This window comes from Corallococcus sp. CA047B (genome assembly GCF_003612065.1).
GTDB classification, from domain to species: domain Bacteria; phylum Myxococcota; class Myxococcia; order Myxococcales; family Myxococcaceae; genus Corallococcus; species Corallococcus praedator.
Window position 1 is genome coordinate 22,386 of sequence record NZ_RAWD01000002.1, and the last position, 12,964, is coordinate 35,349.

The 12,964-nt window shown below is 68.6% G+C and carries 1 protein-coding gene (running past one end of the window); it reads right to left on the reverse strand.

Annotation, left to right across the window (positions count from 1 at the left end; genetic code table 11):
• Positions 1-12,964 carry the end of a non-ribosomal peptide synthetase gene (locus D7X74_RS00715; RefSeq protein ID WP_120530955.1) on the reverse strand. The gene runs 19,694 nt beyond the window's last position, so 12,964 of the gene's 32,658 nt are visible here — the last part of the coding sequence; the start codon falls outside the window, past its right edge; the stop codon is at positions 1-3.

The window sequence follows — 12,964 nt, forward strand, 5'->3', positions numbered from 1 at the left end:
CTATCGAAGTTTCTCCGCGAGCACATCGAGCGCTGGCGTCCGGAGGATGGAGTGGTGGTCCCCGGGGATTTCGTGCACCTCCACACCGCCTGTGGCCAGAGCGGCCCAGCCTCCATCGGCTCCTGTAGGGACCTGCGTTTCGCTCGCGCGCAGCAGGGTGACGCGGCCTCCGTAGCGGCCCGGTGTGTACTTCCAGAGGGCGCGGAGGTTGCTCTCGTAGACGCGGTACAGGGTGTGGAGCTGCTCGGACCCGAGTCCCTGGGGCAGCACGCCGGTGCTCCTTCCCAGTTCCAGCAGGCGGTCCAGCAGCACGGCCTCGCTTGTGGGTTCACCTCCGGCCATCAGCTCAGGCACGGGCAGACCCAGGAGCTGGGCCGTGAACTCCACGAAGCGTGCAGCGATCCACTCGGCCCCCACGGCCTCCGACGGACGCTGGTCGAAGGCATAGGCGTCGATGAGCAGGAGCTGCTCCACCTGCTCGCCCTGCTGTTCAAGCTGTCGTGCCATCTCGAAGGCCACCACGCCTCCCAGGGACCAGCCGCCCAGCCGGTAGGGGCCTGCGGGCTGGATGGCTCGCAGCGCCTCCACGTAGCTCGCGGCCATGGCCTCCACCCTCTCCAGCGGCGCGCGCTCTCCTTCGAGGCCCGGTGACTGGAACGCGTAGAACGGTTGATCCGGTCCGAGCCTCCGCGCCAGCTCCAGGTACGGCAGGACGTTTCCGCTGACCGGATGGACGCAGAAGAAGGGACGCCGTGAGCCCGTGCGGGTGATGGGCACCAGGGGGGACAGATGTCCCGGGGCCTGACGCAGCCGCGCGGCCAGTTCCTCCAGCGTGCCTGCCTGGAAGAGCGACACCACCGGCAGGGTGCGCCCCAACCGCTCGCGGATGAGCGACATCATCCGCATGGCCAGGAGTGAGTGGCCGCCCAGTTCAAAGAAGTCGGATGTGATGCCGATGGGCCCTGCGCCCAGCAGCTCCTCCCAGATGCGGACGAGCAACAGCTCCAGCGCGTCGCGTGGCGCGACATGCGCTCGCGTTGAATGCAGACGGAGGGCCTCCGGCTCGGGGAGCGCCTTGCGGTCCACCTTGCCATTGGGCGTCAGCGGCAGCGCGGTCAGCACCACGATGGCCGAGGGCACCATGAAGTCCGGCAGCCGCTCCTTCACGAAGCGCCGCAGGCTGGCCGTATCGGGCACGGCTTCCGGCGGGGGCACGACGTAGGCCACCAGCCGCCTGCCCTCGCTCGCCTCCTCGCGCGCGAGCACCACGGCCTCGCGCACGTCCGGGTGTCGGCGCAGGGCCTCCTCGATCTCTCCCAGCTCGATGCGGAAGCCGCGCACCTTCACCTGCTGATCGATGCGGCCCAGATACCGGAGTACACCCTCGGGCAGCCACCGCACGCGGTCGCCCGTGCGGTACAGCCTTGCCCCCGGTCGCTGGCTGAACGGATCCGGAACGAAGCGCTCCGCGGTCAGTTCGGGCCGGTCGACATAGCCACGGGCCAGACCAGCGCCTCCCAGGTACAGCTCTCCCGCCACGCCCTGGGGCACGGGCTGGCCCAGTGCATCCAGCACGTACGCGCGCGTCCCATCCAGCGGCCGGCCCACGGTGGGCTCTCGCGTGGCCCCTTGAGGTGCCAGCGCCCAGGTCGAGTACGTCGTGTCCTCGGTGGGGCCATAGAGGTTGAGCACCCGCTCCACGCCGGGCGCGGCCTGATGGATGGCTTGCACCAGCGAGTTGGCGAGCGGCTCTCCGGCCAGGTTCACCGTGCGCACCGAGTCCGGCACGGCGTTGGCGCGCACCAGCTCCGCCATCGCGGACGGCACGGTGTTGATCAGGGTCACCCGCCCAGCCGCCGGAAGCGACGGCAGCTCCAGCGCGTTGCGAGCCATGACCACGGCGCCGCCTCGGGTGAGCGGCGCGAACAGCTCGAAGACAGACAGGTCGAAGTTGAGCGACGTGGAGGCCAGCACGCAGGCCAGCTCGGACGGAGCAAAGGCCCGTGCAGTCCAGCGCAAGAAGGCCACGGCGCTCCGGTGCTCCAACGCCACGCCCTTGGGGCGGCCCGTGCTGCCCGACGTGAAGAGCACGTAGGCCAGATGATCCGGAGCGGTGACGGAGGCGGGAGCATCCCAGGACTCCGCCGCGAAGACGTGCGCCTCATCGAGCGCCACGTGGGCCGCATCCACGGGAGGCAGCGAGTCCAGCAATGTGCGCTGGCCCACGAGCACCCGGGGCTTCGCATCCTCCAGCATGAAGGCCAGCCGTTGACTCGGGTACGCCGGGTCCAGCGGCACGTAGGCGCCACCTGACTTGAGGATGCCGAGCACCGCGACCACCAGGTTCGCGTCGCGCTCCGCGCAGAGCCCCACGCGCACCTCTGGCCCCACGCCCAGCGCGCGCAAGCGCCGCGCCAGTTGGTTCGCCCTCTCGTCCAACTCGCGGTACGTCAGCGACACGTCTCCAGACACCACCGCCACCGCGTCGGGGGTGGCGGCTGCCTGACGTTCGACGAGCGTGTGGATGCATGCGTCCGCGGGCCCGCCGGAGCCGGTGTCGTTCCACTCCACCAACAGCCGCCGTCGCTCCGCCTGTCCCAGAAGCGGGAGCGCGAACACGGGGCGCCCGGGTTCGGCGGTGGCGCCTTCGAGCAGCGCCTTCAGGTGTCCCAACAGCCGCTCCACCGTCGCGGGCTCGAACAGGGCGGTGCTGTACTCCAGCCCACCGGTGAAGCCGTCCTCACCGTCCACCAAACCTAGCGTGAGGTCGAACCGGGCCACCCGGTGCTCCACCTCCACAGGCTGGAGTGACAGGCCGGACCGGCCCTGCCCTGCTGCCCTGGGTGTGCTGTCGAAGGTGAGCATCACCTGGAAGAGGGGCGAATGGCTCAGGCTGCGCTCGGGACGCAGCTCCTCCACGAGCTTCTCGAACGGCACGTCCTGGTGCGCATACGCGCCGAGCGTCACCTCTCGCACCCGGGCGAGCAGCTCGCCGAAGGAGGGATGGCCGTCCAGCCGCGTCCTCAACACCAGCGTGTTGACGAAGAAGCCGATGAGCCCCTCCGTCTCCGCCCGCGTACGGCCCGCGATGGGCGAGCCGACGCACACGTCCTCCTGCCCTGAGTAGCGCGCCAGCACCGCCTGGAACGCCGCCAGCAGCACCATGAACGGCGTCACGCCCTCACGGCGGCCCAGTGCCTGCACGGCATCGGACAGCTCGCGGCCCAGTGCGAAGGGAGCGAACGCGCCCTCCAGGGACTGCACCGCCGGACGGGGATGATCCGTGGGCAGCTCCAGCAGGCGGGGCGCTCCTTCCAGCAGCTGCTTCCAGTAGCCGAGCTGCGCCTCCAGGACCTCGCCCTGGAGCCATTCCCGCTGCCAGACCGCATGGTCCGCGTACTGGACGGGCAGTGCCGGCAGCCGCGACGGCTGTCCCTGGGAGAAGGCCTCGTAGAGCTCCGTCAGCTCGTGGACCAGGATCCCCATGGACCAACCGTCGGAGATGATGTGGTGCAGCACCAGCACCAGCACGTGCTCCTGTTCGGACACGTCGAGCAGCGTGGTCCGCAGCAAGGGACCGTGCTCCAGGTTGAACGGGCGCTGCGCGGCCTCCTGCGAGAGACGCCTCGCCTCCGCTTCACGTTGGGCTTCCGGAAGCGTGCCCAGGTTCACCCTGTCGAGCCGTGCCCTGCCCTCCGGGTCGATGACCTGCACGGGCGAGCCGCCCTCGATTCGGAAGGTGGTGCGCAGGGACTCGTGCCGGCGAATCAGCGCGTCGAGACCGTGCTCCAAGGCGGCCACGTCCAGGGTGCCGCTCAGCCTCACCACCGAGGGCACGTTGTAGACGGTGCTGCCCGGCTCCAGTTGATCCAGGAACCACAACCGCTGCTGCGCGAAGGACAGGGGGAGTGCCCCGTCGCGAGCTGCCCGCTTCAAGGGCGGAGCCTGGATACCTGCCGCGTCAGCCCGTGCGACGTCCACTCGCTGCGCCAGTCGAGCGACCGTCGGTGATTCGAACAGCTCGCGCAGCGGCAGCTCTACCTGGAGGGCTTCACGGATCCGCGAGACGAGCTGTGTCGCCAGCAGGGAGTGCCCACCCAGCTCGAAGAAGTCGTCGTGAATCCCCACCCGCTCCTTGCGGAGGACCCCAGCCCACATTCCGGCCAGCAGCTCTTCCGTGAGCGTGCGAGGCGCTTCGTAGTCACGCCGCGCTCCGGCCGCGGCGGACTCCGATGCTGGCAGGGCCTTGCGGTCCACCTTGCCGTTGGGCGTCAGCGGCAGTGCGTCCAGCACCACGTACGCCGACGGCACCATGTACTCCGGCAGCCGCCGCTTCACATGGCTCCGAAGCTCGCTGGCCTCCAACTCCGCTCCTGCGCGGGCCGTCACGTACGCCACCAGACGCTTGCCTTCGGCTCCGTCGTCTCGGGCCACCACCACGGCCTCACTGACTCCGGCGTGTTGGGTCAGCGCCGATTCCACTTCGCCCAGTTCGATGCGGTAGCCCCGCACCTTCACCTGCGTGTCCTTGCGGCCCGTGAACTCCAGCGTGCCGTCGCTCAACCACCGCACCACGTCACCCGTGCGGTACAGCCGGTCGCCTTGGCCGAAGGGATTGGGGACGAAGCGCTCCGCTGTCAACTCGGGGCGGCCGACATACCCGACGGCCAGGCCCTCTCCGCCCACGTACAGCTCACCCGGCACTCCCACCGGCACCGGCCGCATCGTCGCGTCCAGCACGTACGCCGTCGTGTTCGGAATCGGCCGGCCGATGGACACCGTCGTACCCACCTCTTCGGGTCTCTCCATCCGGTGCGTGCTGGAGAACGTCGTGTTCTCCGTCGGGCCGTATCCGTTGATGAGCACGCCTCCCGAGGCAAGCCGCTCCTTCACGCGGCCCACTGGCAGCACGTCTCCACCGGCCAGCACCTGCTTCACGTTCGCAAGGGCTTGCGGCTGACGCGCCTGCATCTGCTCGAAGAGCGCCGCCGTCAGCCACAGCGACGTGATGCCCGCCTCCTCCAGCTTGCGACCCAACTCCTCCAGCGACGGCGTCCCCGCCGGGTACACCACCAGCTTCGACCCGTGCAGCAGCGAGCCCCACACTTCCAGCGTCGAGGCGTCGAAGGAGATGGGTGCCAGTTGCAGCCACACCTCTTCCGGTCCGAAGTGCGCGAAGTCCGTTCCCAGCACCAGCCGCGACACCGCCCGGTGCGGCACGCCCACGCCCTTCGGCTGGCCCGTGCTTCCCGATGTGAACATCACGTACGCCAGATTCCCCCCGCCCACTTGGGCAGGCAAGTTGCTCACGGGCTGGCTTGCGATGAGCGTGTCCCACTCGGTGTCCACGTTCACCACCGATGTGCCTTCTGTGAGGCCCATGGGCTGGAGCAGCTTCTGTTGGCCGACGAGCAGCGTCACCCCGGCCTCTCGCTGCATCCACCGCAATCGCTCCAGCGGGTAGCTCGCATCCAGCGGGACGTACGCACCTCCCGCCTTCAGGATACCCAGCACGCTCACCACCAGCTCCAGCGAGCGCTCCACGCACAGGCCCACCCTCACCTCGGGCCCTACTCCCATCCCCTTCAGGTGGTGCGCCAGTTGGTTGGCCCGCAGGTTGAGCTGCGCATACGTCAGCCGCTGCGCTCCGTACTCCACCGCCACTGCTTCCGGCGTCTTCAGCGCCTGCGCTTCGAACAGCTCCGGCAGCGACTTCTCGCGTGGGTACTCCGCCGCCCTGCCGCTCCAGGCCTTCACCAATCGCTGCTGCTCTTCGTGACCCATCAGCGGCAGTTCCCACAGCCGCGTTTCGGGGTTGGCGATCGCTGCCTCCAACAGCACGCGCAGGTGAGCCAGCAGCCGATCCATCGTCTCGGCTTCAAACAGATCGCTGTTGAACTCCAGACCGCCCGACAGGCCTTCTTCCGATTCGCCCAGGCCCAGCGTCAGGTCGAACTTCGCCGTCTTGCCTGACGACTCCGCCGCCTCCAGCTTCAGCCCCGGCAGGCTCACCGCTGAGCCCGGCGCGTTCTGCAGCACGAACATCACTTGGAAGAGCGGGCCCCGGCTCAAGTCACGCTCCGGTTGCAGCTCCTCCACCAGTCTCTCGAATGGCACTTCCTGGTGCGCGTACGCACCCAGCGTCGTCTCCCGCACCTGCGCCAGCAACTGCCGGAAGCTCTCCTCCGGCTTCAGCTTCGCCCTCAACACCAGCGTGTTCACGAAGAAGCCAATCAGCCCCTCCGTCTCCGCCCTCGTGCGGTTCGCGATGGCAGAGCCCACGCTCACGTCCTCCTGCCCCGCGTACCTCCCCAGCACCGCCTGGAACGCCGCCAGCATCACCATGAAGGGCGTTGCGTTCTCCCGCTGCGCAAGCCCCTTCACCGACTCCCACAGCGCCCTCGGCCACTGCACCGGTCTCGTGTCTCCCCGGTACGTCTGCACCGCCGGGCGCGGCTTGTCCGTCGGCAACTCCAGCGCTCGCGGCGCTCCCTCTAGCTGGTGCTTCCACCACGAAAGCTGCGCCTCCAGCACTTCGCCCTTCAGCCACTCCCGCTGCCACACCGCGTAGTCCGCGTACTGCACCGGCAACTCCGGCAGTGGCGAGGCACGGCCCTGCGAATGTGCCTCGTACAGCGCCACCACTTCCCTCACCAGCACACCCATCGACCAGCCGTCCGACACGATGTGGTGCATCACCAGCACCAACACGTGCTCTTCCTCCGTCAGCCTCAGCAGCGTCGCCCTCAACAGCGGGCCCTGCTCCAGACTGAACGGGCGCACGGCTTCTTGTTCCGCGAGGCGCTTCGCCTCCAGCGCACGCTCGGAGGCGGGCAGCGTCCTCAGCTCCACCACCTTCAGCCGGGCCTGAGACCTGGCGGCGATGACCTGGACGGGCGACCCGCCCTCGGTGTGGAACGTGGTGCGGAGCGATTCGTGCCTGCGCACGAGGTCGTCGAAGCTCCGCTCCAGCGCTTCAATGTCGAGCGTCCCCGTGAGCTTCACCGCCACGGGCACGTTGTAGAAGGAGCTTCCTGGCTCCAGCTGATCCAGGAACCACAGCCGCTGCTGCGCGAACGACAAGGGCAGAGCCCCCTCGCGCAAGGCCCGAACCAACGGCGGCCCGTGCACTGCCAATCCAGGCCCTGACGTGCGCTCCAGTTGGTGCGCCAGCTTCTCCACCGTGGGGGCTTCGAAGATGTCGCGCAGCGGCAGCTCCACCTGGAACGCCTCGCGCACGCGAGACACCAGCTGTGTCGCCAGCAGCGAGTGACCGCCGAGTTCGAAGAAATCTCCGTCCAGGCCGACGCGCTCCACCATCAGCACTTCAGCGAAGATGGCTGCCAGCTTCTCCTCGGTCACCGTGCGCGGCGCCACGAATCGCGCGAGGGCCGTCCCCGCCACGTCGGGCGCAGGCAGGGCCCTGCGGTCCACCTTGCCGTTCGGCGTCAGCGGCAGTGCATCCAGCACCACGTACGCCGACGGCACCATGTACTCCGGCAGCCGCTGCTTCACGTGACTCCGAAGCTCGCTGGCCTCCAACTCCGCTCCTGCGCGAGCCGTCACGTATGCCACCAGCCGCTTGCCTTCGGCTCCGTCGTCCCGGGCCACCACCACCGCTTCGCTGACTCCGGCGGATTGGCTCAGCGCCGATTCCACTTCACCCAGTTCGATGCGGTAGCCCCGCACCTTCACCTGCGTGTCCTTGCGGCCCGTGAACTCCAACGTGCCGTTGCTCAGCCACCGCACCACGTCGCCCGTGCGGTACAGCCGTGCCCCTTCCGCGAAGGGATTCGGGACGAAGCGCTCCGCGGTCAACCCGGGCTGTCCCAGGTAGCCTCGCGCCAGGCCCTCTCCGCCCACGTACAGCTCACCGGGTACGCCCACCGGCACCGGCTGCATCGTCCCATCCAGCACGTACGCCGTCGTGTTCCGGATGGGTCGGCCGATGGACACCGTCGTGCCCACTTCCTCCGCCGTCTCCATCCGGTGCGTGCTGGAGAACGTCGTGTTCTCCGTCGGGCCGTACCCGTTGATGAGCACGCCTCCCGAGGCAAGCCGCTCCTTCACCCGGCCCACCGGCAGCACGTCTCCTCCAGCCAGCACCTGCTTCACCTTCGCCAGGGCTTGCGGCTGACGCGCTTGCATCTGCTCGAAGAGCGCCGCCGTCAGCCACAGCGACGTGATGCCCGCCTCCTCCAGCTTGCGGCCCAGCTCCTCCAGCGACGGCGTCCCCGCCGGGTACACCACCAGCTTCGACCCGTGCAGCAGCGCGCCCCACACCTCCAGCGTCGACGCATCGAAGGAGATGGGGGCCAGTTGCAGCCACACCTCTTCCGGTCCGAAGCGCGCGAAGTCCGTTCCCAGCACCAGCCGCGACACCGCCCGGTGCGGCACGCCCACGCCCTTCGGCTGGCCCGTGCTTCCCGACGTGAACATCACGTACGCCAGATTGCCGCCGACGACACTCGGGCTCGGGTTGCTCTCAGGGTGGCGCGTGATGGCACCCCACTCGGTGTCCACGCTCACCACCAGCTCGCCACCCGACGCGACTTCGTCCGCCAGCTTCTCCTGGGCGACCAGCAGCGCGACTCCGGCTTCGCGCTTCATCCACGAGAGGCGCTCCAGCGGGTAGCTTGCATCCAGCGGGACGTACACGCCTCCCGCTTTCAGGATGCCCAGCACACTCACCACCAGCTCCAGCGAGCGCTCCACGAACAGGCCCACCCTCACCTCGGGCCCTACTCCCATTCCCCGCAGGTGGTGCGCCAGTTGGTTGGCCCGTCGGTTCAGCTCTCCGTACGTCAGCCGCTCGCCTTCGTACTCCACGGCCACCGCTTCCGGCGTCTTCGACACCTGCGCTTCGAAGAGGCCGTGCAGACTGGAGTCACGCGGGTACTCCGCTGGCGTGCCACCCCACTCCCGCACCAACCGCTGCCGCTCTTCCTGACCCATCAGCGGCAGTTCGCACAGCCGCTTCTCGGGCTGCTCGACCGCCGCATCCAGCAGCACCCGCAGGTGCTCCAACAGCCGATGCATCGTCTCTGCATCGAACAGGTCGCTGTTGTAGTTCACCGCCGCCACCACGCCTTGCGGCACCTCCTCCACCACCAGCGACAGGTCGAACTTCGACGTCTTCCCTTCCGACTCCAATCCGGAAAGCGTCAGTCCCTGCGCCAGCTTCACCTCCGTCACTGGCGTGTTCTGCAGCGTCAACGTCACCTGGAAGAGTGGACCCCGGCTCAGGTCACGCTCCGGCTGCAGTTCCTCCACCAGCTTCTCGAACGGCACCTCCTGGTGCGCGTAGGCGCCCAGGGTCGCCTCGCGCGTCTGCGCCAACAGCTCACGGAAGCTCTGCCCGGGCGTCAGCTTCGCTCGCAGCACCAGCATGTTGGCGAAGAAGCCGATCAGCCCTTCCGTCTCACCCTGCGTGCGCCCCGCGATGGGCGCGCCCACGCTCACATCCTCCTGCTCCGAGTAGCGCGACAGCACCGTCTGGAACGCCGCCAGCACCACCATGAACGGTGTCGCGCCTTCTCTCTGTGCCAGGGCCTTCGCGCGTTCCCACAGCGGCTTGGACCACTGGTGTTCGAAGTGCCCTCCGCGGAAGGTCTGCACCGCCGGACGCGGCCGGTCGGTGGGCAGCTCCAGTGCTCGCGGCGCGCCCTCCAACCGCCGCTTCCAGTAGTCGAGCTGCGCCTCCAGGACCTCGCCCTTCAACCACTCGCGCTGCCACACCGCGTAGTCCGCGTACTGCACTGCGAGCTCCGGCAACGGCGCCGGACGTCCCAGCGAGAAGGCCTCGTACAGCGCGGCCACTTCTCGCACGAGGACGTTCATCGACCAGCCATCCGACACGATGTGGTGCATCACCAGCACCAGCACGTGCTCCTCCTTTGACAGCTTCAGCAGCGTCACTCGCAGCAGCGGGCCACGCTCCAGATCGAACGGCTGGTGCGATTCCTGCTCCGCCAGACGCGTGGCCTCCGCCGCACGGAGTCCTTCCGGCACGGGCCCCAGCTCCACCAGTCGGAAGGCCAGCACCGGCTCCGACGTGATGATCTGGACGGGCTTTGCGTTCTGGGTACTGAACGTCGTCCGCAGCGACTCGTGGCGGCGCACGAGTTCCTCGAAGCTCCGCCGGAGCACTTCGGTCTCCAGGACACCCTCGACCCGCACCACCGCGGGCACGTTGTAGAAGGCACTGCCTGGTTCCATCTGATCCAGGAACCACAGCCGCTGCTGCGCGAACGACAGCGGCAGGGCCGCCTCGCGGTCCACGCGCTGCTTCAGCGGTGGAGCCGTGAGCGACTGGCCCGCACGAGTGGCCTCGTCGATGCGCTCGGCCAGGGCCGCCACCGTGGGCGCTTCGAACAGCTCCCGGAGAGGCAGTTCGATGCCGAAGGCGCCGCGGATCCGCGAAATCACCTGCGTTGCCAGCAGCGAGTGCCCACCCAGCTCGAAGAAGTGATCCTTCGAACCGATGCGCTCGACTCGCAGCACCTGGGAATAGAGGCCCGCCAGCAGTTCCTCGGTGGGCGTACGGGGGGCCTCGTAGTCGGAGCCGGTCGTGCGATGCGCCGCTGCCGGTGCGGGCAGGGCCTTGCGGTCCACTTTGCCGTTGGGCGTCAGCGGTAGCGCGTCCAGCACCACGTACGCCGACGGCACCATGTACTCCGGCAGCCGCTGCTTCACGTGACTTCGAAGCTCGCTGGCCTCCAACTCCGCTCCTGCGCGGGCCGTCACGTATGCCACCAGCCGCTTGCCCTCGGCTCCGTCGTCTCGGGCCACCACCACGGCCTCGCTGACTCCGGCGGATTGGCTCAGCGCCGCTTCCACTTCGCCCAGCTCGATGCGGTAGCCCCGCACCTTCACCTGCGTGTCCTTACGGCCCAGGAACTCCAGACGCCCGTCGTCCTGCCACCGCGCCATGTCTCCCGTGCGGTACAGCCGGTCGCCTTGGCCGAAGGGATTCGGGACGAAACGCTCCGCCGTCAGCTCCGGCCGGCCCACGTATCCACGGGCCAGGCCCTCTCCGCCCACGTACAGCTCACCCGGCACTCCCACCGGCACCGGCTGCATCGTCCCGTCCAGAACGTACGCCGTCGTGTTCCGGATGGGTCGGCCGATGGACACCGTCGTGCCTACTTCATCGGGCCCCTCCATCCGGTGCGTGCTGGAGAACGTCGTGTTCTCCGTCGGGCCGTACCCGTTGATGAGCATGCCCCCGGAGGCAAGCCGCTCCTTCACGCGGCCCACCGGCAGCACGTCTCCTCCAGCCAGCACCTGCTTCACCTTCGCCAGGGCTTGCGGCTGCCGCGCCTGCATCTGCTCGAAGAGCGCCGCCGTCAGCCACAGCGACGTGATGCCCGCCTCCTCCAGCTTGCGGCCCAACTCCTCCAGTGACGGCGTCCCCGCCGGGTACACCACCAGCTTCGCTCCGTGCAGCAGCGCGCCCCACACCTCCAGCGTCGAGGCGTCGAAGGAGATGGGGGCCAGTTGCAGCCACACCTCTTCCGGTCCGAAGCGCGCGAAGTCCGTTCCCAGCACCAGCCGCGACACCGCCCGGTGCGGCACGCCCACGCCCTTCGGCTGGCCCGTGCTTCCCGACGTGAACATCACGTACGCCAGGCTCCCCCCGCCCACTTGGGCAGGCAGGTTGCTCACGGGCTGGCTTGCGATGAGCGTGTCCCACTCGGTGTCCACGTTCACCACCGATGTGCCTTCTGTGAGGCCCATGGGCTGGAGCAGCTTCTGTTGGCCGACCAGCAGCGCTACCCCGGCCTCTCGCTGCATCCACCGCAATCGCTCCAGCGGGTAGCTCGCATCCAGCGGGACGTACGCGCCTCCCGCCTTCAGGATGCCCAGCACGCTCACCACCAGCTCCAGCGAGCGCTCCACGCACAGGCCCACCCTCACCTCGGGCCCCACTCCCATCAACCGCAAGTGGTGCGCCAGTTGGTTGGCCCTTCGGTTCAGCTCCCCGTACGTCAGCCGCTGCGCTCCGTACTCCACCGCCACTGTTTCCGGCGTCCTCTGTACCTGCGCCTCGAAGAGGACTTGCAGACTGGAGTCACGCGGATACTCCGCTGCCGTTCCGCTCCAGGCCTTCACCAGCCGCTGCTGCTCCTCCGGACCCATCAGCGGCAGTTCCCACAACCGCTTCTCCGGCGCCCGCACCGCCTCTTCGAGCAATACGCGCAGGTGCCCCAGCAACCGCTCCACCGTGCGGCCCTCGAACAAGTCGCTGTTGAACTCCAGCGCGCCCGACAGGCCCTCTTCCGATTCGCCCAGACCCAGCGTCAGGTCGAACTTCGCCGTCTTGCCTGACGACTCCGCCGCCTCCAGCTTCAGCCCCGGCAGGCTCACCGCCGAGCCCGGCGCGTTCTGCAGCACGAACATCACCTGGAAGAGCGGGCCCCGGCTCAAGTCACGCTCCGGTTGCAGCTCCTCCACCAGTCTCTCGAATGGCACTTCCTGGTGCGCGTACGCACCCAGCGTCGTCTCCCGCACCTGCGCCAGCAACTGCCGGAAGCTCTCCTCCGGCTTCAGCTTCGCCCTCAACACCAGCGTGTTCACGAAGAAGCCAATCAGCCCCTCCGTCTCCGCCCTCGTGCGGTTCGCGATGGCCGAGCCCACGCTCACGTCCTCCTGCCCCGCGTACCTCCCCAGCACCGTTTGGAACGCCGCCAGCAGCACCATGAAGGGCGTTGCGTTCTCCCTCTGCGCAAGCCCCTTCACCGACTCCCACAGCGCCCTCGGCCACTGCACCGGCCTCGTGTCTCCCCGGTACGTCTGCACCGCCGGACGCGGCTTGTCCGTCGGCAACTCCAGCGCTCGCGGCGCTCCCTCTAGCTGGTGCTTCCACCACGAAAGCTGCGCCTCCAGCACTTCGCCCTTCAGCCACTCCCGCTGCCACACCGCGTAGTCCGCGTACTGCACCGGCAACTCCGGCAGCGGCGAG